Source organism: Paenibacillus diazotrophicus, from assembly GCF_042610465.1.
The window spans coordinates 15,237-38,893 of sequence record NZ_JBGJZN010000003.1 but is presented as its reverse complement, the minus strand read 5'-3'; the positions used below and the strand labels follow the sequence as shown (position 1 = coordinate 38,893).

At 45.6% G+C, this 23,657-nt stretch carries 24 protein-coding genes and 1 tRNA gene; 2 read left to right on the top strand and 23 right to left on the bottom strand.

Features of this window, described 5'->3' with window-relative positions; translation table 11 throughout:
- From rplI to rpsF, 11 genes are all read right to left on the bottom strand, one after another.
- Window positions 1–447: a 50S ribosomal protein L9 gene (rplI, locus tag ACAN54_RS14375; protein ID WP_379156016.1), complete on the bottom strand. Its 447-nt coding sequence runs from the start codon at window positions 445–447 to the stop codon at window positions 1–3.
- Window positions 444–2,450, bottom strand: a complete 2,007-nt coding sequence (locus ACAN54_RS14370; RefSeq protein WP_379156013.1) for a DHH family phosphoesterase — start codon at window positions 2,448–2,450, stop codon at window positions 444–446. Before ACAN54_RS14370 ends, rplI begins: the two co-directional genes overlap by 4 nt.
- A gap of 11 nt (window positions 2,451–2,461) precedes the next feature.
- Entirely contained in the window at window positions 2,462–3,379 is a 918-nt protein-coding gene (locus tag ACAN54_RS14365) for a DUF2232 domain-containing protein (protein ID WP_379156010.1), read from the bottom strand.
- Between the two features lie 6 nt (window positions 3,380–3,385).
- Complete coding sequence (locus ACAN54_RS14360) at window positions 3,386–3,688, bottom strand: MazG-like family protein (RefSeq protein WP_025707985.1); 303 nt, start codon at window positions 3,686–3,688, stop codon at window positions 3,386–3,388.
- Between the two features lie 185 nt (window positions 3,689–3,873).
- Entirely contained in the window at window positions 3,874–4,299 is a 426-nt protein-coding gene (locus tag ACAN54_RS14355; protein ID WP_379156007.1) for a CBS domain-containing protein, read from the bottom strand.
- 191 nt (window positions 4,300–4,490) lie between these two features.
- Window positions 4,491–5,534: an LCP family protein gene (locus tag ACAN54_RS14350; protein WP_379156004.1), complete on the bottom strand. Its 1,044-nt coding sequence runs from the start codon at window positions 5,532–5,534 to the stop codon at window positions 4,491–4,493.
- 400 nt (window positions 5,535–5,934) lie between these two features.
- Window positions 5,935–7,650: an oligopeptide ABC transporter substrate-binding protein gene (gene opp4A / locus ACAN54_RS14345; RefSeq protein WP_379156001.1), complete on the bottom strand. Its 1,716-nt coding sequence runs from the start codon at window positions 7,648–7,650 to the stop codon at window positions 5,935–5,937.
- 229 nt (window positions 7,651–7,879) lie between these two features.
- Complete coding sequence (locus ACAN54_RS14340) at window positions 7,880–9,832, bottom strand: endonuclease MutS2 (RefSeq protein ID WP_379155998.1); 1,953 nt, start codon at window positions 9,830–9,832, stop codon at window positions 7,880–7,882.
- Between the two features lie 540 nt (window positions 9,833–10,372).
- Window positions 10,373–10,645, bottom strand: coding sequence for a 30S ribosomal protein S18 (gene rpsR / locus ACAN54_RS14335; protein ID WP_019914552.1), 273 nt, complete (start codon window positions 10,643–10,645; stop codon window positions 10,373–10,375).
- 20 nt (window positions 10,646–10,665) lie between these two features.
- Window positions 10,666–11,166 carry a single-stranded DNA-binding protein gene (gene ssb / locus ACAN54_RS14330; RefSeq protein ID WP_379155994.1) on the bottom strand — a complete coding sequence of 167 codons (501 nt, stop codon included), beginning with the start codon at window positions 11,164–11,166 and terminating at the stop codon, window positions 10,666–10,668.
- Window positions 11,167–11,213: 47 nt separating this feature from the next.
- The gene (rpsF, locus tag ACAN54_RS14325) at window positions 11,214–11,498 is read right to left on the bottom strand and encodes a 30S ribosomal protein S6 (protein ID WP_054942636.1); all 285 of its coding nucleotides are present in this window, start codon (window positions 11,496–11,498) and stop codon (window positions 11,214–11,216) included.
- A 220-nt stretch (window positions 11,499–11,718) separates the two neighbouring features.
- Here rpsF and ACAN54_RS14320 point away from each other — a divergent pair, with 220 nt between their 5' ends.
- A complete protein-coding gene (locus tag ACAN54_RS14320) occupies window positions 11,719–11,916 on the top strand; it encodes a YjzC family protein (RefSeq protein WP_074086472.1) in 198 nt (65 codons plus the stop codon).
- A 358-nt stretch (window positions 11,917–12,274) separates the two neighbouring features.
- Here ACAN54_RS14320 and ACAN54_RS14315 read toward each other — a convergent pair.
- The 4 genes from ACAN54_RS14315 to ACAN54_RS14300 all read right to left on the bottom strand — a co-directional run bounded on the left by ACAN54_RS14315 (window position 12,275) and on the right by ACAN54_RS14300 (window position 13,915).
- Window positions 12,275–12,365 (bottom strand) — tRNA-Ser (locus tag ACAN54_RS14315).
- Window positions 12,366–12,412: 47 nt separating this feature from the next.
- Window positions 12,413–12,622 carry a DUF951 domain-containing protein gene (locus ACAN54_RS14310; protein WP_379155989.1) on the bottom strand — a complete coding sequence of 70 codons (210 nt, stop codon included), beginning with the start codon at window positions 12,620–12,622 and terminating at the stop codon, window positions 12,413–12,415.
- Complete coding sequence (locus ACAN54_RS14305; RefSeq protein ID WP_379155986.1) at window positions 12,622–13,650, bottom strand: mechanosensitive ion channel domain-containing protein; 1,029 nt, start codon at window positions 13,648–13,650, stop codon at window positions 12,622–12,624. The genes ACAN54_RS14310 and ACAN54_RS14305 overlap by 1 nt, the downstream gene beginning before the upstream one ends.
- Window positions 13,643–13,915: a putative Se/S carrier protein gene (locus ACAN54_RS14300; protein ID WP_379155982.1), complete on the bottom strand. Its 273-nt coding sequence runs from the start codon at window positions 13,913–13,915 to the stop codon at window positions 13,643–13,645. Before ACAN54_RS14300 ends, ACAN54_RS14305 begins: the two co-directional genes overlap by 8 nt.
- 164 nt (window positions 13,916–14,079) lie before the next feature.
- Here ACAN54_RS14300 and yyaC point away from each other — a divergent pair, with 164 nt between their 5' ends.
- Window positions 14,080–14,682 carry a spore protease YyaC gene (yyaC, locus tag ACAN54_RS14295; protein WP_379157497.1) on the top strand — a complete coding sequence of 201 codons (603 nt, stop codon included), beginning with the start codon at window positions 14,080–14,082 and terminating at the stop codon, window positions 14,680–14,682.
- On the opposite strand, the gene ACAN54_RS14290 is transcribed toward yyaC, so the two are convergent.
- The 8 genes from ACAN54_RS14290 to mnmE form a co-directional block, all read right to left on the bottom strand.
- Window positions 14,657–15,157: a DUF4446 family protein gene (locus tag ACAN54_RS14290; protein WP_379155979.1), complete on the bottom strand. Its 501-nt coding sequence runs from the start codon at window positions 15,155–15,157 to the stop codon at window positions 14,657–14,659. The two genes, yyaC and ACAN54_RS14290, sit on opposite strands and share 26 nt — an antisense overlap.
- 137 nt (window positions 15,158–15,294) lie before the next feature.
- Window positions 15,295–16,452, bottom strand: a complete 1,158-nt coding sequence (locus ACAN54_RS14285; RefSeq protein ID WP_379155976.1) for an aminotransferase class V-fold PLP-dependent enzyme — start codon at window positions 16,450–16,452, stop codon at window positions 15,295–15,297.
- A gap of 86 nt (window positions 16,453–16,538) precedes the next feature.
- Window positions 16,539–17,381, bottom strand: a complete 843-nt coding sequence (locus ACAN54_RS14280; RefSeq protein WP_379155973.1) for a ParB/RepB/Spo0J family partition protein — start codon at window positions 17,379–17,381, stop codon at window positions 16,539–16,541.
- Window positions 17,374–18,135 carry a ParA family protein gene (locus ACAN54_RS14275; protein ID WP_379155970.1) on the bottom strand — a complete coding sequence of 254 codons (762 nt, stop codon included), beginning with the start codon at window positions 18,133–18,135 and terminating at the stop codon, window positions 17,374–17,376. The genes ACAN54_RS14280 and ACAN54_RS14275 overlap by 8 nt, the downstream gene beginning before the upstream one ends.
- A 211-nt stretch (window positions 18,136–18,346) precedes the next feature.
- Window positions 18,347–19,162, bottom strand: coding sequence for a nucleoid occlusion protein (gene noc / locus ACAN54_RS14270; RefSeq protein ID WP_379155967.1), 816 nt, complete (start codon window positions 19,160–19,162; stop codon window positions 18,347–18,349).
- 407 nt (window positions 19,163–19,569) lie between these two features.
- Window positions 19,570–20,292 carry a 16S rRNA (guanine(527)-N(7))-methyltransferase RsmG gene (gene rsmG / locus ACAN54_RS14265; protein ID WP_379155963.1) on the bottom strand — a complete coding sequence of 241 codons (723 nt, stop codon included), beginning with the start codon at window positions 20,290–20,292 and terminating at the stop codon, window positions 19,570–19,572.
- Window positions 20,293–20,295: 3 nt separating this feature from the next.
- Window positions 20,296–22,182, bottom strand: coding sequence for a tRNA uridine-5-carboxymethylaminomethyl(34) synthesis enzyme MnmG (mnmG, locus tag ACAN54_RS14260; protein ID WP_379155960.1), 1,887 nt, complete (start codon window positions 22,180–22,182; stop codon window positions 20,296–20,298).
- A gap of 54 nt (window positions 22,183–22,236) precedes the next feature.
- Entirely contained in the window at window positions 22,237–23,613 is a 1,377-nt protein-coding gene (mnmE, locus tag ACAN54_RS14255) for a tRNA uridine-5-carboxymethylaminomethyl(34) synthesis GTPase MnmE (protein ID WP_379155957.1), read from the bottom strand.
- Window positions 23,614–23,657 lie beyond the last annotated feature (44 nt).

The following is a 23,657-nucleotide window of genomic DNA, read 5'->3' as shown; positions in this document are numbered from 1 at the left end:
TTACTCCTCCGTTACCTGAACCGTGAGGTTAGCCTTTACTTCAGTATGCAGCTTCACCGTCACCTGAAATGTACCCACATGGCGGATCGGATCATTCAGTTCAATCTTGCGCTTATCGATCGAGATGCCCTGCGTAGCGGCCAGAACTTCACCAATTTGCTTGCTTGTAATGGCACCGAACAGACGGCCGCCTTCGCCAGCTTTGGCTTTCAGAGTCAGCGTCAGCTCGTCCAGCTTCTTGCCCAGCTGAACGGCTTCCTCTTTCTCCTGATCCTTGCGCCGCTGTTCGGCAGCTGCCTGATTCTCCAAAGTCTTTACATTACCATCTGTAGCCGGGCGAACCAATCCTCGCGGCAGCAGGAAGTTGGCTGCATAACCCTCTGATACCTCTTTGACTTGCCCCTTCTTGCCCTGACCCTTAACATCTTTTATGAAAATGACCTTCATTCGAACAGCCCCTCTTTCGCTTCAATTTCAGCCAGTACTGCAAGCAGTCTGGCTTCTGCTTCTTTACTTGTTCCTTCAAGCTGTACGGCAGCATTGGACAAATGTCCGCCGCCCCCCAGCTTCTCCATAACAACTTGCACGTTCATCCGCCCGAGTGACCGGGCGCTGATGCCGATGAGGCCATCTGGCCGCTCGCTGATGACGAATGATGCCACCACGTTCGTCATCCCCAGCAGCGTATCTGCCGTCTGGGCAATCAGAAGCTGTGGGATCTTCATCCCCGGTGCCGTTACAACCAGTGCTATATGATCATACACCATCCGGGCATGTTTGATAATTTCCGCTTTTGAAATGTACTCCTGCAGATCCTCCTTCAGCATACGCTGAATCAGAATCGTATCTGCGCCAACCCGCCGTAGAAATCCTGCTGCTTCAAATGTACGAGATCCGGTGTGCAGCGCAAAATGCTTGGTGTCCACCGTAATACCTGCCAGCAGCATCGTGGCTTCCAGCGGGCTGAGCTTGATCTTGTCATGAATATACTGCAGCAGCTCTGTAACCAGCTCGCATGTAGATGAAGCATACGGCTCCAGATAGACCAGTACAGCATCATTGATGAATTCCTCACCTCTGCGGTGATGGTCCACGACCACAATCCGGCTGGCATACTGCACCAGGCGCGGCTCCATAGTCATCGATGCCTTATGGGTATCTACCACGATCAGGAGGGTATGTTCCGTCATGACTTGCAGTGCTTGTTCTGTAGAAATAAAAGATTTGTTCAATTCCTCATCCCTGCGGATTTGCTCCATCATCCGGGTAATCGAAGGGTTCGGAGTCTCCATCACAATGTTTGCTTCCACATTGTACATCTGAGCTGCTTTGAGCAGGCCAATCGCAGCACCTACAGCATCAATGTCCGGCGTCCGGTGGCCCATAATCAGCACCCGGTCACTTTCCTGCATCAGATCACGTAGGGCGTGGGCAATAACGCGGGCCCGCACTCTCGTGCGCTTCTCGGCAGCATTACTCTTACCGCCATAGAAAGACAGACGCTGACCGGCCTTCACGGCTGCCTGATCCCCGCCCCGGCCAAGTGCCATATCAAGACTGGACTGCGCTAGTGCTCCCAGCTCACTGGCTGATTCAGAGCCATAGGCCAGCCCGATACTAAGCGTCATCGGCACCTTGAGGTCAGCGGTCATTTCCCGCACCTCGTCCAGAATCACGAATCGGCTCTCTTCGAGCGCCTGCAGACTGCGGTGATTAAGCAGCATCAGATACCTCTCCGAAGATAACCGGCGCAGATATACTTCAAATTGCTTGCTCCACTCGGTAATCTCGCTGGCCACCTTGGCGATCAGCGAGGTGCGCTGCTGATCGTCCATCCCTTGGGCGGCTTCATCGAGATTATCCATCATCACAATGCCGATCGCGAGCTTCTCTTCTTCGTAACGTTCGCGCAGCACCACAAGCTCAGTAATATCATACAAATACAGCATCCGCTCACTAGGGATTACCACTACCTGATAATACCGTTCGTCAACGGCGATTTCTTGACGAATGTCCTTCAGACTGCTATCTTTGGAGGCTTCCTTCTTAAGCGGAACATGGCTGGCAAGGGAAGGCATGACCTCCGGCAGCAATTCCTCCATTTCATCCCCAACCAAAGACTTGCGGGAGAAAATATCACCGGCGCTGCGGTTGTTCCATTCCACCTTACGGTCCTCGCTGTACAGAATAATACCGAGCGGAAGCATACCAACCGCTTCCCCTTCCACCCGTTTGATGCGAAAAGATAGCCCGTTAATATATTCCACCAAATTCCGGCGGAACGAAAGTTCTGCCTGCAGCATGGAAAAGCAGAGGGTCCCGGCTAAAAACAGACTGGCGACACCAATAACCCAATTATAGACACTGACTGCTATAATCAGCAGCAGCAACAGCATAAACGCCCATACGGTATGATAGCCGTGCCAGCGTTTTTGCAGAAATTTTGGCATGAGCCCTCACCCTATCGTTTCGATTTCGTCACAAGCTCTCGCAGCGGAAACGCCAGGTCGACTATACCAATGATCCATAACCCCGGCATGAGAATAACAGGAATCGACAGCAGGAGCGCTACTACCTTGCTCCATTTTCGCTCATAGACCAGGAAAAACAAGAAACCGATGGTCTGAATGATAAAACCTATCCGCAGCAGCGGCAGCAGATTGTCCGAAATCATCGGCATGAATCCGCTGTCTGATCCCCCAAACACAATGCTAAGCACAACACCCAGAAGATAATACCAGATGAACGATCTGGGAAGTCTCCATTCACGGGCAGGCTTCATTCGAGGCACCGCATATTCCATGCTGTTCAGAATGGGACGGACAATGGAATGCGTGATCGCAGCTATCATGAAAGAGCTAATGATTAGCGTCATTGGAATAATCTGAACGGTCATATGACTAATCGTACTTACATCCTCCGAGGAGAGCTTTAATTCCGAAACCAGAGGATTACTGGCCCCCAGCTCCGACAGCGGTGAATTGACCATCTGCAACACATCATTCACATAGGTGGTAAGATCGAAATTGAATAAGGCGGTTCCTACCAGCAACAGCAACAGAAATTCACCCAGAATGGTAATCATTCCGGCGAGCAGAGTGGACATCGCTGAGGAACGTTTCTTGTACCAGCGTCCCATCACTAGTGCGGGTATCAAGAAATAGGCCGCTATCAAGACATAGACGGGTGTGATCAGACCGACAATCAGCAGCACAGGCAGAATATGTAGAATAAACTGCTTCGTGTTCAGTGTCGTGAACAGTACAACTGCCGGGATAATCATAAATAATGTAGTGATAATGAGCAGTGGGGTTGATAGTGAGAGCAGCAGCAGCAGATACGCTATGCTCCATGCCACCGATGTCCAGCGAAATTTCAACAGTATTCACCTCTTACGCATATGTTCTTCTAACGCAGATATATCCTGGTACCATTCTTCCAATTGATGCCCTTCCTGCCTGTGCTTTCTAAGCTTTTCAATCAACAGGTCATCGAGTTCGCGATAAGGGATTCCAAGTCTGCGCCCTAGAATATAGGAGCTCATAATCAGGCTTGCCAGACTGTCTCCTACACGTGCGGTGCTGCCTTCCCAGAGTGCTTTGAACAACCGTGAGACTTGATCAATAACTTCGGTCTTCAACCATTCAATTACCTTGGCGCGTTTGGCTACATCCAAATCCTTCGGCACATTGGGCACAGTCTCTCTACCTCCGGCAAAAAGCATTATTCTCCATTATAGCATAAATAATTCCCAGCTACACGGGACGTCCGGCGTCCCGGAGATACTCGCTGCATTTTCAAAAAAAGGCCCGCATTCCGTGCTCGCCGGAAATACAGGCCTTGATCCCTACCTCAGATTGCAAAAAAGAAGGCTTACACCGATTCCTGTGACTGGCGTGAAACAACCTTCTCACAATACTCAATAATTTGACTACGGCGGACGATACCAATGAATCGGTTCATGTCATCCACAACGGGCACAAAGTTCTGCACCTTGGCCAGATTGATTAAATCCTCCATATCCGCTTCAATGGATACCGGCAGATTGTTCATCCTGAGCGGAACATCCTTCAGCAGAAATTTGGAAGCATTTTCGAATGTCACCGCTCCACCCGAATCCTTCATATACCAGAGCAGGTCACCTTCCGTTACTGTTCCTGCATACTCCCCATTCCGGTTCAGAATCGGTACAGCTGTATAGCGGTGAAACTCCATCCGTTCCAGAGTCTGGCGGAGCGTTGAATCTAGGGTCACGCACGCCACTTCCTGTTTCGGAAGTAAAAAAAACGCAATATTCATCTCTTGATCCTCCTCAAAGAGTTCCGAAGGAATTATTATGCCTTACCCTTAACGTGAAGCAAGGGCCATCCGTAATAATACGTCTTTAGCCAATCATCCGTTCCATTTTATTATAACATGAGAACAGTAAGCAGCAGCCATTAAGATTGCATATGGCTGCTGCTGTCATTACTTATTCGTTTTTGGAGGGATTACTGTGCTGCGGCTGTAGCCGCAGGCTCCAGTGCATTTTGCGCTTTACCCGGTTCAATTAATTGATCCACCGGTGTACTGGCATTCATCCAGTTGTCGATCATCGCTTTGGCTTCCGTCAGGTCTTCTTCATCAACGATATCATAATACACTCCGCCGATGCGTTCACCCTCACCCATTACGGTAAAGCTGGAAATATCCATATCTTTTCCGCCCATGAACTTCTTGGCCAGGCTAATAATTGTGGAAGGTGCAATATCCGTCTTGAAGTTATCGCCCATGATATCCAGCAGCTCGGGGATGTTGCCGATTTGACTAATGGACAGCATCTTGTTTGCAACTACATCAATGAATACTTGCTGCCGTTTCGTGCGGTTGAAGTCACTATCTTCACGGTAGCGGGTATAGTTAAGGGCCTCTTCACCATTATAGTTGGACTTTCCGCCTTCAATAGTGAACTTCTCATGATCCCTGCCTTTGTTCACAATATCTTTTTTGATCGGCAGCGGGACACCACCAATAGCGTCCACAGCATCCTTTAAGCCTTGGAAATTAATAGTGGCGTAATATTGAATGTCATGCCCCAGCAGGTTCTCCAGTGTATCCTTGGCCATCTGCTGGCCTCCAAATGCATAGGCATGCGTAATTTTATCCTTTTTATTGTCATCGTGTCCGATGATCTCCGTGTAGGTGTCACGCGGAATAGAGATCAGCAGAATTTTGTAATCCTCCGGGCGAATAACTGCATAGATCATCGTATCGGAACGGGCCGTTTCATTTTCACGCTGGTCCGTACCCAGCAGCATCAGAGAAAACGGGTCGCTTTTATACACGACAGGTTCAGGTTTTACTGCAGTGTTGCCATCATTCACCAGAGGCTGGTACGATTCCTGAGACAGCTTGTTCTCGACCCGGTCCGACAGGAAAAGATCAAAGGCCAGTACCGCCAGCGGCTTTTGGAAAAGTACACCTCCACCGATAATCACTACAAGTGCAGCAATGATCACGATATATCTCGTCTTCACTTTTTTGAATTTTTTCATGATTTTGATTCCTTCTTTATGGTGGAATAGTTATATAATTGCTTACAATCTATTTACAATGCTTGCCTGGAGCGCACCAAGCAGTCATGGTTGTGCTTTTCTTAGCTGTTAGGGATTCGCCCGATTCGGTGTTATTATGTTCCCCCCTATCTGGAATTCGGATCATTCTAATTGTAGAATAAACATGGAAAACGGCTTTGACGCATGAACAATATTTCTATTGTAATCACTTGCCGATAAAAAAGAAACAACAAATAACGACAATTTCAGTGCTCGCATTAATTACCATCCATGATGTATATGACGAAAGAAACTTCATTTTGATTCAAAAATAATACAAAAAAAAGCAAAACTGCAGAGTCAGCCTTCCCGGGCAACGGCTCCAACAGCTTTGCTTCCATTACTCTTTTTCCTTAATCCACCATGTTTGCGGTTCGATAATTATACTCATGGAGTTAACCCGAACGTTCTGCAGACGTTTGTTCACGGCTGTAATATTTGTGCGCTCGGCAAAAAAGATCATCGGTACTTCTTCATTGATTAATTTTTGCCATTCATAGTAGACCTGCTTGCGGTGCTCTTTATCATAGGATTTGATTCCTACGCCTTCTCGGATCAAATCTTCACTGCGCTTTGAACTGTACCGTGTATAATTCCACAGATCTGTCGCCCTCCATAGACCGGAGGGATCAGGATCGCTGGCCAAACCCCATACTCCATTAAATAGCTCAACGGAGGGATCGTCATTTTCTACGGCTTCATAGAACTCATTAAGCTCCTTTAGCCGGCCCCCATTAAGCCGGACATCCAGTCCAACCTCCCGCCAATTCTGAAGGATAGCCTGCGTTCTTGCTTCAGCGGTTGTAGTACCCGTCATTGCATCATAGTTTATTACAAAAGTATTCCCTTTGGGATCCTCACGCATTCCATCCCCGTCTCTATCTACATAACCGGCTTCATCGAGGAGTGCCTTTGCTGTATCCGGATTATAGGCATAAGTATTGATATCAGCATCGGGGATCTTCGCCCAGCTTGTGCTTGGAACAGGAGTTTCAATAAGGTTTCCAAGACCATAGGAGTATTGGTCAATAATTCCTTTGCGGTCAAGTGCATAATACATTGCCTGCCGTAGACGCTTATCAGCGAACTTGGGATTATTCATAACAATATGTTGGTTTTCCTGATCCCAATACCCGAGTTTGAATCCTATGTATTCGTAAGACAGCTCTGGAGACTCCAACACCTCCACCTGATCGAGACCCTTCAGCGAGGCATATGCATCACGCGGGACTGAAGCCATGTCCACCTGATTCTCATAGAGAAGATTCAGGATTTCCTTATCATCAAACACTTTATACTGCACACCATCCAGGAGCGCTTTTCCTTGATAATAATCATCAAATCGCTTCATCTCCACAAGCTCCCCGGGCTTTATATTCGTTACCTCAAAGGGGCCAATTCCAACCGGATGTTTCCTCACCGGATCACTGTCCGGCATATCCTTAACAGCGATACCGCTAAAAACCTTTTTATTCATAGGGTAAGACCACAGGTTGTCCAGAGCATTCACACGAACACCATTCATGGTTATTCTCAGTGTATATGGATCAATTACTTTAATCCCGCTGATTGCTTTGGCTTCCCCCTTGTGATAGGCTTCTACGCCTTTAATCATTTCTACACTATAGTATCGTGACCCCGAATACTCCGGGCTTGCAATTGTCTCCAGCGCAAATTTCCAATCTTCTACAGTTAGTTCATCCCCATTATGCCAATGGATCCCCGCCTTTATTTTGAATGTGAACACAGTGTGATCTTCTGATTCCTGCCAGGAGGCAATACCTGGAACTGTGGTCAGATCATCATTCAGCTTAAACATGGGTTCAGTAATGAACTCCAGTACCTGGGAATCATCCTCACCTTCATAAAAAGCAGGATCAAACAACCCTTGGAATGGAGAGGAGTAGCCGTAAGTGATGGTTCCTCCTGCTACAGGAACTTCTGCTGTATTCTTCGAAAGAATTCCATAGGAAAGACGCTCGGAGCTAATACCACTGCAAGCGGACAGCATCATAGCCATCCCCAGCACCAGCGCGCCATATCTGCGTTTAATCATATCATTCTTCCCTTCCTGACAATGTAAGCGCTATCCAAATGAAATTTTATTCAATATTTATATCTTTTTTCTTTGTACCTTTAATAACCTACAATATTGAGGATATACAATATTCAGCCTAAAGTGAAGCAATTAATTCAACTTCGTACCTTTTTGGGCCATTATAAAGACTATTTTCCTTTGAAAAAAGCCTGCCCTTTTGGGCAGACTTCAGCATTTCCTGCAACGGTTAATGGTCCTTCTCCTCATGAACAATTGTAAGACCTTCAACATGTCTTTTCCACATCAGTTTGCGTTTTTTTCGGGTTTCCTTGCTTTCAAAAATAATATCAAAATCATAATCATCAGGGTACAGCTCCTCTTTGCTCAGGTATGGTTTTAAGCGTTTATGATTAAATTTCATTTTTTGCTTTTGAATCATTACACCAACCATTCCCATTTCATCCCTTGTCTCATAGACGATCCCCGTCCTACCCATCGAGTTCACATACACTGCATCTCCAATTTCAAAACCCTTCTTTTGTTTCTGGCCATGACCTGTCTGAGCATACTTTTCTCCTTCCGACGGCTCTTCTAGCTGTTCGGATCCATGTGTGGCTGATTTACCCTTTCCTGAACCGTCATAATTGTTCCGATACCTCTTATCTCCGTCCACTTCAAGTTGCTGCTCCACAAGCTGCTGTGAGCGCTGGATAACGGACTGGGGGATACCTAGTTTTTCTGCAATCTGCAGGGCATAACTTTCCCCAGCTTCACCAATAGTAAGCCGGTATAGCGGCTGCAGGGTATCCTTGTCAAACTCCATTCGCGCATTTTGGAAGCCGCTTGTGGAAGCTGCAAAGACCTTCAGTTCATTAAAATGGGTAGTAACCATCAGGTTAGCACCTTTACGGTTCAGTTCCTCGAGAATTGCAATCGATAGTGCGAAGCCTTCTCCGGGGTCCGTGCCTGCAGCCAGCTCATCAATCAGCAGCAGCACTCCTTTGCCTGCATCTCTCAGCATCCCTTCAATACTCTTCATCTGTGCTGAAAAGGTGCTTAGGGACTGGGTCAGACTCTGTCCGTCGCCAATCACGCAGATCACATCTGAGAACACAGTGAAGTCGCTGCCAGGCTCTACAGGAATTAGCAGCCCTGATTGGACCATTAAAGTTAGCAGCCCCAGCGTTTTGAGCACTACGGTTTTACCGCCAGTATTGGGTCCGGTGACGATAAGGGACTTATATCCATTGCCGAATTCCAGGCTGACTGGAATCATTCCTTCCAGCTTGGGGTGTCTGCCCCCATTCATTCTCAAGTAACCTCGGTCATTCAGGGCAACAGTTCTTGCATCCATTGTCCTCGCATATTTAGCCTTGGCGAAAATAAAATCGTAATTGCCTGTAATTTCAATATTCAAGCGTAGTGTTCCCTGCTCCTGTTCCAAAAGGCCAGTCAACATACTTAGAATCTGCATCTCTTCCCTTGCCTCTTCAGCCCCCAGCAATTCAAGTTCCCCTTGCAACGAGGCAATCTCATAGGGCTCAACAAACACTGTCTGCCCACTGGTCGACTGATCCAGGACCGCCCCCTTCACCTGTTTATGATACTCACGCTTTACAGGGATCACATACCGCCCACCGCGCATACTAACGAGGTTCTCCTGCAGAATCCCCTGATGCCTCGCCATGACAGCTTCAATCTTTCTCTGGAGGCGATCCTTAGCCACTGCTAACTTTTTCCTGACCCGCTCCAGTCCCTTGCTGGCGTGATCATCAATCGTACCTAGACGTATACAGCGTTCAATCTCCTCCCTTACCTCGCTAAGCTCCACTAGGGATGCCGCATAAGAAGCAATCCGGGGGGCACTCTGTTCTTTGGCCTTCATGTATTTGCGAAGCTGGCTGCAGCTCTGCAGAAACACCGATACTGCCATAAAATCCTTCTCATTATACAGATAACCTGTTCCTAAAAGTGACATTAGCCACTCCATTCCCTCCAGCGAAGGAATCGGTACACTTGCCCCTTTTTCCAAAAGCTCCTTCGCCTCTGCAGTTTCATCTAGCGCCCTGTGAATGGCTGGCAGATAGGTCATTGGCGCAAGCCCACTTACTGCCTTTTTCCCTTCATAAGATACAGCATGTCGTCCCAGCTCTTCTTTTATTTCCTCATACTGCAAGGTAATCTGACTTTGTGTATTCATTTTCTTAATTCTCCTCCTCTAGTCCTGCCTGAACTTTCAGATAGGCTTCTGATCTGCCCGTAACGCAAAAAGAGGGCAAAGACTGCCACTACGGCTGTCCTTGCCCTCATTCGCTGCTGCTATCCTCTTGTGCTTCAGCCCATTTCCCCCTGTGGAAAATCCCGCCTGAAGACAGAAAAAACCGTGCTGCAAGAGCACGGTTTAATCACAAAGAGAACATTAGCCGTAAAGAGGCCATATGACGCTTCGCATGTGTCCTTAACTAATTCATTCATCCCTCCAGAAGCACAAGCATATCCCTGCTGGACATACTTAAACACAGTCCGCTTTAAGCTATTCAGCGGCCTTGTGCGGCTTATTGGTCAGATGATATGAAGTTGCTTAGTTAAGAACGCTCACCAACATCAAAATTTCCCCTTTAGTTATAGGATACCTGTAATTTACTACATTCCCTTGTCTTCGTCAATCGCCTGCTGAGGAAACAGGGTATTCCTGACATAACAAAAAGCAGCCGGTTACCCGGCTGCTTCATAAAACGTCCTATTCCGTTGTGTAAGGCAGCAGCGCGATTTGACGCGAGCGTTTTACAGCAATGGTCAGAGCGCGTTGGTATTTTGCACTTGTACCAGTTACACGACGCGGCAAGATCTTTCCGCGTTCACTGATGAACTTCTTCAGAAGCTCAGTGTCTTTATAGTCAATGTGAGTAATCTTGTTCACAGTGAAGTAGCACACTTTTTTGCGCTTGTTGCGTCCACCACGACGAGCCGGTCTTTTGTCGTTGTCTCCGCCTTCTCTTTGTTTAAAAGCCATGTCAGTTCAGTCCTTCCTTATTAAAATGGCAAATCATCGTCCGATATATCGATCGGTTTTCCATCGCCCGAAAAAGGATCTTGATTATTGTTGTTACGCGAGGAATTATTGTTATTCCCACGTGTACTGTTACCGCCGCCACCATAGGATGGTTCTTCTGGTACATTTCCGCCACTTGGCGCATTGCCACCTTCACGATTCTGCGAGGATTCCAGGAAACGGACATTATCGGCAATAACTTCAGTAACGTATACACGTTTACCTTCGTTATTCTCGTAATTCCGTACTTGGATGCGGCCTTCTACGGCTGCCAGACGCCCTTTGCGCAAATAATTGGCACAGGTCTCAGCCAGCTGTCTCCAGGTTACTACCGGGATGAAGTCCGCTTCGCGTTCACCGTTCTGGCCTGTAAAGTTGCGGTCTACGGCAAGCGTAAACTGCGTTACGGCAACACCAGCGGGAGTATAACGAAGTTCCGGGTCACGGGTCAACCGACCGATCAGAATGATACGGTTCAACAATTCATTCCCCTCCTTTTAAGCGATTCGTTACAAAGCTTGTCAAGATCTTAGGCAACGTCGTTCGTAATGAGATAACGAATGACTTCGTCGGAAATCTTCATGAGACGTTCCAATTCGGTAACAACTGCAGGTTCTGCAGTAAAGTTAACCAAAACATAAACGCCATCACGGAATTTCTTGATCTCATACGCAAGACGGCGTTTACCTTGCACATCGTGCTTTGTAATTTCTCCGCCGTTGGAGATGACGCCTTGGAATTTTTCGACTGCTGCTTGAACGGCTTCTTGTTCAATGTCAGGACGAATAATGTACATGACTTCATATTTGCGCATAATTTTCACCTCCTTATGGTCTGAGGCCCCTAATCACGTCAGGAGCAAGGAACGAGCACAAACATAGACTCGCACCAAATTAATATACCAAATTGATCTAAAGAGTGCAAGTAATATTTATCAAGAATGATGATTGGATACTTTTTGGTTACATGAAGAGACATCGATACGAGCACAATAACACTGCAATTACTCACTCTATACAAGGAGGAATGGTCCAATGGGCGAGCAAACCGAATACGAAAAGGGCGATAAGGCCCCAAATCCGGGCATCTACACAGAGGTTGGTGAAGCAAGAAGCTTCCATACCCAAATTCAGAATCCAAAACGAATAGAAATGAAGAGGGGCGACACCTTCCCGGAAACCTCTAATAAAGACCGCAAGTGGAAAAAGGTTGAAAAAGCTCGGGTTCATTAATTTGAAGACCGAAAGTATAAAAAAAATATCATGAGACATACTATTCTCAGGCAGTACAAAAGAGAGGTGTGGTTCCGTTGGACGTCGTAGACGAACACAATCACAAGGATTCTGAATCAGCATCTATGGTAAGTCGGGGAGAGTAAAGGCTTCCCCTTAAAAAAGGGATAAGCCTGGCAACACCTGCATCACTTTAGCGGCTATAGACAGATAAAATCCGAACGTCATCAATGTACTGCCTCTTGAGAGGGACCTATTCAGGTCCCTCTTTTGTGTTGCCTTTAAGGTTAAAATAACCGCAAAAAAACCTCCGTTATCTTAACGAAGGATTCATAAATGACCGAATGTAGAATTGAAGTGGCGGAGAGGGTGGGATTCGAACCCACGCACGCTGTGACACGCCTAACTGATTTCGAGTCAGCCCCCTTGGGCCTCTTGGGTACCTCTCCGCAGCAAGAATTATTGTAGCATGCCAGCATTACATTTGCAAGGCTAATTATTCACTGCCTTCTGCTGCAGCTGAATGCAATACCTTTTTCATATTTTTCTCGAATTTTGCACGGGGAATGAGCACACTGTGATGACAGCCGGTACATTTAATCCGGATATCCATTCCCATACGAATGATCTCCATTTCATTGGTGCCGCAAGGATGCGGCTTTTTCATGAGAACAATATCGCCAAGCCCAAAAATCTTCCGTTCCATTACTGCTCCCCCTCTTCTCCCTCATCTGTAGCGGCGACCTGTCTTCTTAGTCTCGCATCTGAGGAATTACGTCCTCTCTGTGCTGTCTCCAAGGCCTCCGTTTCCCTTTCAGCCCTTGTAACCTGTTCATCATGCTCACGAGCTTCCTGCTCGGCCTTAGCAGCCTCCAAGGCGCTTTGTTTCTCCAATGCCTGCTTAATGTCGCTTTGGATTTGGCGTTCTGCAGCATCTCTGGCATTGGGAAGACAATTTGCCGCCACGCGGATCACATATTCCGAGGTACTCATGGACTGAATCCCCAAGACATTCGGATAGGCAATTACATTAGGATTCCGCTCTTCTATCCCTTTTAGGGCTTCGCCGATCAATGCAAGTGTACCTTCCAGCCCGCGTTCGATCTTCACTGGAACATCCACAACCGCCATAGCATTGGCCAGTGAATAGTTCGTAACGTTGATAATTGTTCCATTTGGGATAATATGCACTTCCCCTGTACTGCTCAGTAGTCTTGTCGTTCTTAGGCCAATCATCTCTACTGTCCCTTTATAAGTCCCTGTCTGGATTACATCCCCAACTGCGAACTGATCCTCAAAAATAATAAAAAAACCTGTAATTACATCCTTGACCAAACTTTGTGCCCCAAACCCTATGGCAAGTCCAACTACACCAGCCCCTGCCAATAGTGGACCTAAATTAAAATGAAACTCAGAAAGCACCAGCATAATCATTACAAAATTACAGATAAACGTAACCACATTCTTCAGTAACCCTCCAACGGTTGAGAACCTGCGGCTATCGCCTAATAGTTTCCCGCGTGTCTCCCTTTCCATCGACCGGTCAATCACCCTGGAGACAACTTTAATAATAACCCGGGTCAAAATGAAGATTAAAAGAATACGCAATCCTGCAAATAATACATTTGCCCACATTTCGGCATCGGTTACCAGATTCCATAAATTATCTTTAAACCGCACCGCGCTTTCTACAGCTTTGCCTGCAGTAATAGTTTCCAAAATCAGCCTATTCATCTAACCCCTCCTTTTCCCCGATTAATTCGTAGCCTTCATTCCCATTCGCTCTAAAAATTCCACGCACTTCAACATTCTGTTCCCTTACAATCTTGCGCACCTCTCCCAGAGCTCCCCTGAAGAATTGGATCGACATTGCACACCCAGCAGTAATCTCTTTCGGAGTCGGAAAAATATCAATTTCGATTTCTGCATATTCAAGCAGCATTTCTGCACGCAGTGCCTGTTGGGTAGAGTCAAAGGCAATCAGCAGCTCCTCATTCATGTACATTCCTCCCTCTGGGATTATCGTCCTATCTCTATCGAGTGAAGTATAAAAAACAAATATCATCCATATACTAGGAACATTAGCGGGCTCTCCTAATGAAAAACCTCACGGCTTACCTGCTGGAATTTTTGCATACGCTCCCTTTCAGAAAGGAAGATCATATGAATTCTTCTAAAGCTGTTTCACTGCCTGAACCGTCTTGTTTAAAAATATCACATGCCGATCCCAATATCTATTCCGCCATTACACACCGTCTTCTGTTCTATTTCTCCCGCACCCGCTCGGACACACCAATCATCATTGTCTGTGTAGGCACAGACCGTTCTACAGGCGATTCACTTGGTCCGCTTGTTGGCACGGCATTAGCCCGCTTTCACAGCCCCTTGTTTCATTTGTATGGAACCTTAGACGAGCCTGTGCATGCTGTAAATTTAGAAGAAACCCTTACTCTTATTCACGAAAAACACAAGCATCCATTTATCATTGGCATCGATGCCTGTTTGGGCCATTCTACCAGTGTCGGATGCATTCAGGTGGTTGAAGGCCCACTGAGACCCGGAGCAGGAGTCAACAAGCAGCTCCCTCCTGTTGGAGATATCCACCTCACCGGAATTGTGAATGTGGGAGGTTTTATGGAGTATTTCGTCCTGCAGAACACTAGATTAAGTCTAGTGATGCGGTTATCGGACATCATTGCTTCCAGTCTCTATTCCGCCTTAAAACAATGGAATCTTCACGCTAGATCTGCTGCAACGCTAGAGTAATAGCTTCTTTTTCTTCTGGTGAAAGCGGATATTGCGATTTTCCACTCTCCAAAGGTTTCGAGTAAATATATGAATTTTCACGATTATGCAGACTGGTTAAGACAACTCCATTTTGATTATCATCAATAATAGCAAGCGAGAAGCTCAGGTCATTCCCCCGCTCTCCAAAAGCATTGTAGCGTTTCACTGCAACCTTTGACTTCATGCCCTTGAGTTTGACCTGTGCAGCTTCAATCATTGTCTTGTGTTCACGCTGAGTTTCTTCCAGCAGATCACCCTGGTTTCTGAGGTCGATCAGCAGACTTTCCAGATCTTCAACACCGCTTCCGCTCATCATTGCATCATATTTCCGCCGCATTTTACGAATTTTCGCTCCCTGAACAATCAAACTTACTGCCAGCACCACGATAATCAAAGCAAACCCCATGATGAACATCGACAGTTGCTCAGCAATCAATTCATTTAACTCCGACATGTACAGACCATCCTTCTGTATAAATATATGTGTATATCTGTGAGGCACTCCTCAAATGATCTTACTACCTCTTTTTGCAACAGGTCCATGGTTATCTATGGGCGGTAAAAGTGGCAACGTGACTCTGGTTTGTAATTTCAACTTTTCCGTCCGTACATTTCTTTCATTGCAAACAGTATTCTGTTAATATCATCATCAGTTGAATAGACACCCACACTGGCTCTTACAGCCCCGCTGTCTAATGTAGACGCAACTTTGTGGGCTAGCGGAGTACAATGCATACCTGCTCGTACCGCAATATTATAATTACGATCAAGGCGATGAGCGATATCTGCAGAATCTTGTCCCTCAATAACAAAGGATACTATCCCGCTTCGATCCGCCCCCATTGCCGGTCCAAGCAGCCTTATTCCATGAATAGCAGACAGACCCTCCATTAGCTTCTGAGTCAACTCCCATTCCTGATGATGGATATTCTCCAGTCCCAGCGATTTAACCTTCGTCACACCTGCCAGCAGTCCAGCTATCCCTACCCCGTTTTGTGTGCCTGCCTCATAACGATCCGGACGAACATTAGGCTGTTCGATATTTTCCGACTGGCTTCCAGTGCCTCCATGTATCAAGGGAATCAAATCCAGATCAGGTGCTATATACAGACCACCCGTACCCTGTGGACCCAGTAATCCTTTATGCCCTGGAAAAGCGAGCAAATCTATATTCATTTTATTGACATCGATTGTTATAGAGCCCGCACTTTGAGCAGCATCCACCAGAAAGACAGCACCCTTTGATTTGGCCATATCACCAATTTCTCCGATAGGCAGGATACTCCCTAATAGATTTGAACTATGATTACATATCATCATTTTAGTATTCGGTTTAAAGGTTTTTTTCAATTCAAGCAGATCCACTTGACCTTCTCGATCAACCTTCACATAATCAATGGAAATACCCAGAGTTTGACGCAAATATTCCAATGGCCTACGCACAGAATTATGTTCCGTCATCGTGGTGACAACGTGATCCCCTGGTTGAAGTGTGCCCTTAATGGCCATATTTAGCCCCATTGTAGTATTGTGTGTAAAGGCAATATTCTGCGCATTGGAGACCGAAAAGAGCTCAGCAAGTGTACTTCGTGCCCTTACAAGCATACGTCCAGCACCCATGGCCAGAGAATGATTCCCGCGCCCTGCATTCGCACCGGAATTTCGCAAGGCATCCATCATTGCTGAGCTGACCTCAGGCGGTTTTGGCCACGAGGTTGCCGCATGATCCAAATAGACCAGTTCCACCATCTACTCACCCTTTCATTAAAAAACATACCCCTCCATACCCGTTTTAAGGGATATCTCAGGATATGTTTTTAGCGCAGATATCCATATCAGTTACCCAATAGTTCCAACAATCTTTCCAGGTCCTGGGCACTGTAATAGTTCAATTCAATTTTTCCCTTTTCCTTGCCCTGTTTTATCTTTACCGTGGTTTTGAATCTCTCGCGCAACAATTCTTCAACATTATCAATATATGGATCACGCTTTACAACTTTAGCCTTAATTGCTCCAGTCGGTTTTCGATCCAAATTCTTAACTACCTCTTCCAACTCTCTAACGCTCCATTGCTGTTCCACACATTGTTCTGCTAATTGCTTCACCGTTTCAGGATCTTTTAGCGCCACAATAGCTCTGGCATGCCCCATGGAAATTGTTCCACGTGAAACATATTCCTTTACTTCTTCAGGCAAGGAAAGCAGACGCAGGAAATTGGCGATATGCGGTCTTGACTTCCCAACTTTTAAGGAAAGTTCCTCCTGGGTAAGTGAGAACTGATCCATTAGCCCCTGGTAGGCTACTGCTATTTCCATCGCATTCAAGTTTTCACGCTGCAAATTCTCAATCAGCGCAATTTCCATAACCTGTTGGTCGCTAAGACTGCGGATAACAGCAGGAATCGTTGCCTTCCCACAATATTGAGATGCTCTGAATCTACGCTCACCGGCAATGATTTCATAGCCTTTCAGAACGCTCCGGACGATAATCGGCTGTATGACTCCATGCTGTCTTATCGATTCAGCCAATTCTTGAATGGCCTCTTCATTAAAATCTTTACGCGGTTGATATGGGTTTGCCCGCAATTGTGCTAAAGGAATCTCTACAACCTTATCATCTTCATTGATAGACAAGGAAGGTATAAGTGCATCGAGACCTTTCCCTAAACGCTTACTCATAAGAAATCACTTCCTTTGCCAACTCCAGGTACACTTCCGCACCTTTGGAGCGATTATCATAAGTAATTATAGATTGTCCGTGTGAAGGAGCCTCACTTAGTCTAACATTACGAGGAATAATTGTTCTGTAGACTTTTTCCTGGAAGTACTTTTTCACTTCCTCAATAACCTGAATCCCCAGATTCGTCCGGGCATCAAGCATTGTCAAAAGTACTCCCTCTATTTTAAGATGAGGATTTAGGTTTTTTTGAACTAGACGAACAGTGTTCAGCAGTTGGCTTAAACCTTCAAGAGCATAATATTCACATTGAATTGGGATTATAACAGAATCAGCCGCTGTGAGTGAGTTAATGGTAAGTATGCCCAGTGATGGAGGACAGTCAATGATAATATAATCATAATTCGCTTTCACTGCATTCAAAGCCTTTTTTAGTTTTAGCTCTCTAGAAATAGTGGATACTAGTTCAATCTCAGCTCCAGCCAATTGAATAGTTGCCGGGATAATATGGAGACCTTCAATTTGTGTCTCTAGAATGGTATCCTGGGGATTCGCTTCATTAATAAGAATATCATAAATGCAATTTGCTACATCCGCTTTGTTGATGCCAACGCCGCTAGTAGTGTTGCCTTGGGGATCAATATCAACGAGGAGCACTCTTTTCCCTAGAGTAGCCATTCCGGCACCCAGGTTGACAGAGGTTGTCGTTTTACCAACGCCACCTTTTTGATTTGCTATAGCAATAATCTTGGACACTAATTTCACCTCGAATTGTTAGGAAGAATCATCATGTAGGTCTTGAGTTGTAACGGTGTAAACCGTGCTGAGCTATGGCATCAATTTCATGAGAAATATAAGCAACTCTACAAATAGCTCTTATATTATATAATTTGATAACACTCCGGTTCAGGTCACAGAAAAGGCGGCCACAATCACCTCAGGGCCGCCTTCAGCTTGATGAAATCATTTATCGTTTTGGAATTTGAATTACAATCTCGTAATGGTCACCGCGGTCGTTTTCAGAAGTTTTAATTTCCATTCCCGACCCCGAAACCATATCTATAGATTGACGAATTGTATTAAGAGCGAGACGAACATCCTTGGTGTAGGAAACCCGTTTTGATTTTTTGGTTTGATTTACTGCATTATAGAAAGCAATTCTTGCCTCTGTCTGTTTCACATTTAACCCCTTGGAAATTATCTCACCCAGAACTTTTAACTGCATTTCGACCGTTTCTAGAGATAGAAGTGATCTTGCATGTCGTTCGGTAATTTGTCTTTCCATTAAGGCTGTTTTCACTTGTTCAGGAAGGTGCAGCAAGCGGATTTTGTTGGCAATGGTGGACTGGCTCTTACCAAGCCGCTGTGCCAGGCTCTCTTGAGTTAATTGGTGAAGGTCAATTAATTTCTGGTACGCAATAGCCTCTTCAATGGAGGTTAAGTTCTCACGCTGCAAATTTTCTATCAATGCAATAGAAGCAGCCTGTGAATCATTGAACTCACGAACAATAGCCGGGATCGTTTCCATACCCAGCTTTTTCACTGCTCGCCAGCGTCGTTCTCCTGCAATAATCTCATATTGGGATTCACGTATACGAACGACTATCGGCTGGATAACCCCATGAGTTTTGATAGTTTGGCATAACTCGTCTATCTTGTCATCATCAAAAATAGTCCGTGGTTGATAAGGACTACTTATGACCTCATGAACCGGGATCTGTTTGACCTCTTCTCCGCTGCTCCGCTCGGTAAATCCAAAAAGCTTGGTGAATTGTTCTTTCATTCCGTTCATAACCACCTAATTTCGTTATAGTACGATCTTCTTGACCTTGCCTAGCGAAAAGCTTATCGTACAGCAAGCAGAAGCGGCTACGCCGTCCTCAAAAGAAGCGTATGCTTCCGGAGCAGCGATATTACGCATTGTATTCAGGAATGTTTATTAAACAACCTGAAAAACAATTCAGTTCTACTCTTCATACATTGGAGATTCACAGGTACTGAATCAGCATCGTATGAAAAGTCTTACTATATTATTCTATCACTTTTTAACCTATAATCCTATTCTCCAATGAGACCTATTTTTCCTGCATTTTATAATTTATTCTCCCACACAAAAAAACGAACCTTCATCAATGAAAAGGTTCGATTCATATTTCCTGTCGTATCCAGAAAATGTTTCACGTGAAACAATCAAATCAATGGAGCTTTGGCAGGCATACCTGCTTTTCTTGGGTATTTCGTCGGCGTGGCACCGGTCTTTCGAATAAATACAATATGTCTTGATGACTCTTCAACAGGCAGACTGAATGATTCCACTTTACTCAGTTCAGCACGCAACTCCTTGAAGCTTCGCTTAGCCTCGGCCAACTCCTCGGTAGGATCATTTCCCTTCATTGCAGCGAACAAGCCGTCTTTTCGGGTAAAAGGAAGGCAAAATTCATTCAACAGCGATAAACGTGCAACTGCCCGAGCGGTTACCAAATCATAAGCATCCCGGTGAATAAACTGACGCGCTATATCTTCCGCCCTACCATGAATCAACTGCACATTCTGTAACTCCAATGTGTCACTGATATGCTGAAGGAATGAAATGCGTTTGCTCAGTGAATCTACGATTGTAAGTCTCAAGTGCGGGAAGCAAATTTTCAGAGGTATTCCAGGAAACCCTGCACCTGATCCAATATCCGCAAGTTTATGCACATCCTCCATATTCATGAAAAACGAAAGGGATAGTGAATCATAAAAATGTTTCATGTACACTTGGTCACGCTCGGTTATGCCGGTAAGGTTCATTTTTTCATTCCATGAAACAAGTTCTTTGAAATAAAGTTCAAATTGCTCAAGCTGCTTTGGCGTTAGTGTGATCCCTTGCTCTTGCAGTAAAGCGGTAAACTGCACTGCAGTGTTATCCATAAATTATCCTTTCGCTGCCGTTACACGGTTATAGTGCTCCAAGTGTACAAGAAGTATTGAAATGTCAGCTGGAGTTACCCCGGAAATTCGGGATGCCTGACCAATAGAGATAGGAGCAATCTTCGTTAGCTTTTGCCGGGCTTCCATAGCCAATCCGTGAATTTCATTGTAATTGATATCGTCTGGGATCTTCTTTTTCTCCATTTTCTGCAGCTTTTCCACATGCTGAAGTTGTTTTTCAATATATCCGGCATATTTGATTTGTATTTCCACCTGTTCCTTCATTTCTTCATCTAAATCTTCAGCAGAAGGTGACACTTGGTCTACAAAGCTATAAGTAAGTTCTGGGCGCCGCATCAATGTAAGAAGGTTGCTTCCATCTACAATTGGAGCAGATTCGAATTCAGCAAGTGTAGAATTGACATCAATAGGTTTCACCTTAGTTTCCCGAAGACGAATGATTTCATGCTCTACCCGTTCCTTTTTCTCCAGAAAGGCTTCATAACGCTGTTTTGGAATTAGACCAATATCATAACCTATTGGCGTTAAGCGAAGGTCCGCATTATCATGACGAAGCAATAGACGATATTCTGCGCGTGAGGTTAACAGCCGGTAAGGCTCATTGGTTCCTTTGGTGACCAGATCGTCAATCAGAACCCCAATATATCCTTGTGAACGATCCAATACAACCGGATCTTTCTCCTGCACCTTACGCGCTGCATTAATACCGGCAATGACGCCTTGTCCTGCTGCTTCCTCATAACCCGAGGTTCCATTAATCTGTCCAGCTGTGAAAAGTCCCGGCAGACGCTTAGTTTCAAGTGAAGGCCAAAGCTGGGTAGGAACCATTGCATCATATTCAATCGCATAACCATTACGCATCATTTCAACCTTTTCCATCCCAGGAATAGAACGTAACACGGCCAACTGAACATCTTCGGGAAGGCTGGTCGATAATCCTTGGACGTAGTATTCAGCTGTATTTTTCCCTTCTGGTTCTAGGAAAATTTGATGCTGTGATTTATCGCTAAACCGCACAACCTTGTCTTCAATGGAAGGACAATATCTTGGACCCGTTCCTTCAATAATACCTGTGAACATCGGAGCGCGGTGTAGATTATCGTTAATGATCTGATGAGTAACCTCAGAAGTGTAGGTCAGCCAGCAGGGCAACTGTTCATTATCAGATGATTTGGTTTCGAAGGAAAAGAACTTAGGCTTCTCATCTCCTGGCTGAATTTCGGTCTTGGAAAAATCAATGGTATCCTTATGCACCCGCGGAGGTGTCCCCGTCTTAAAGCGCACAAGATCAAACCCAAGTTCACGCAAATTCTCGGAAAGTCTAACGGACGGCTGCTGATTGTTCGGACCGCTCTCGTAAGTTAACTCTCCCATAATCACTTTGCCACGCAGATAGGTTCCTGTAGTCAAAATGACTGTTTTACTATGATATACCGTTCCTGTCTTTGTGATGACACCGGCAACTTTTCCATCTTCAACAATAAGTTCCTCCACCATTCCCTGACGAAGCGTCAGATTTGGTGTCTTCTCCATTGTTTCCTTCATCGCGTGCTGATAAAGGAATTTGTCTGCTTGCGCACGAAGAGCATGCACAGCAGGACCTTTACCGGTGTTAAGCATACGTAGCTGGATAAAGGTCTTATCAATATTGCGTCCCATTTCACCGCCAAGTGCATCGATCTCACGTACAACATGCCCTTTGGCAGGACCGCCAATGGACGGATTGCATGGCATGAAGGCTACCATGTCCAGATTGATTGTAATCATCAGCGTGCGACAGCCCATTCGTGCTGCGGCAAGTGCAGCTTCGCAGCCAGCATGGCCTGCGCCAATGACCACTACGTCATAGCTGCCTCCATCATAGTTCATTAGGTGTTACCTCCTAGATTGTATTTTTATAGTAGATACGCTCAACAAGCGTAATTATTTACCCAAGCAAAATTGTGAGAAGATTTGATCCAGGAGCGAATCAGCAGCAGTGTCTCCTATGATCTCTCCGAGCTGCTCCCAAGCAAGGCGGACATCAATCTGAATCATATCTATAGGAATATGCATATCGGCAGCCTCATAAGCATCCAGCAACGATTTGTAAGCCTTTTTGAGCAGCGCAATATGTCTCACATTGCTTACATAAGTTAGATCCCCTGATTCAAGCTTACCTTCAAAAAAGAGCCCGGATATGGCTTCCTCCAGCTTATCTAACCCTTCCTCCTCCAACACAGACATCGGAACAATGCTGGATTCGCTGAAATAGGAGAGCAATCTGTCTTTGTCTAAGCGCGAAGGTAAGTCCATTTTATTCATGATCACTAGTGCTTGTCTACCTTGGATTTGTTCCATTAATGCCAATTCATCCTCGTGCAGCTCATCCGCTGCATTCAGTACAAGTAGGATAAGATCCGCATCACTAAATGCCGCCTTGGAGCGTTCAACACCGATCTTCTCCACAATATCCATTGTTTCACGAATTCCGGCAGTATCCAGCAGCTTTAGCGGGATATTGTTAATGGTTACATACTCTTCAATAACATCACGCGTTGTTCCAGGAATATCGGTTACAATCGCTTTGTTGTCACGGGCCAGAGCGTTAAGTAAAGAAGACTTGCCAACATTAGGACGACCAACAATCGCAGTCGTAATACCTTCGCGCAGTATTTTCCCTTCGTTTGCTGTTTTCAGCAGTCTGTTGATGCCTTCCATAACCTCTGTGCTTTTATCTTTGATAAATTCAGCAGTCAAAGATTCTACATCATGTTCAGGATAATCAATATTCACTTCGATATGAGCCAGTGTTTCAATAAGGGTATGGCGGAGTGAGTGAATACGTTCGGACAAGGAGCCGCTGACCTGCTTCAGTGCAACCGAAAAAGCCCGGTCCGACTTTGAACGGATCAGATCAATTACCGCCTCCGCTTGGGATAGATCAATACGTCCGCCCAAGAATGCACGCTTGGTGAACTCCCCAGGCTCCGCAAGCCTAATATCCTGCTGCAGTAACAAATCCATTACTCTCCGAACCGAGATCACACCCCCATGGGCACTAATCTCAACTACATCCTCAGTAGTAAAAGAACGTGGTCCCTTCATTACAGTGACCAACACCTCTTCCATTCGCTCTCCATCTTCAGGGCTGATGATATGCCCGTAATGAACGGTATGCGATTCTACTTCTGTCAGCGGTGTCTTACTGCGAAACAATGGAGCCACCTGGGAAATCGCCTGAGGACCGCTAACACGAATAATTGCAATTCCTCCTTCGCCTAATGCTGTAGATACAGCAGCGATGGTGTCACTAAGCATACTCTATTCACCTCAATGTGTTCTGCACTTCAGCTCCCGCTGAA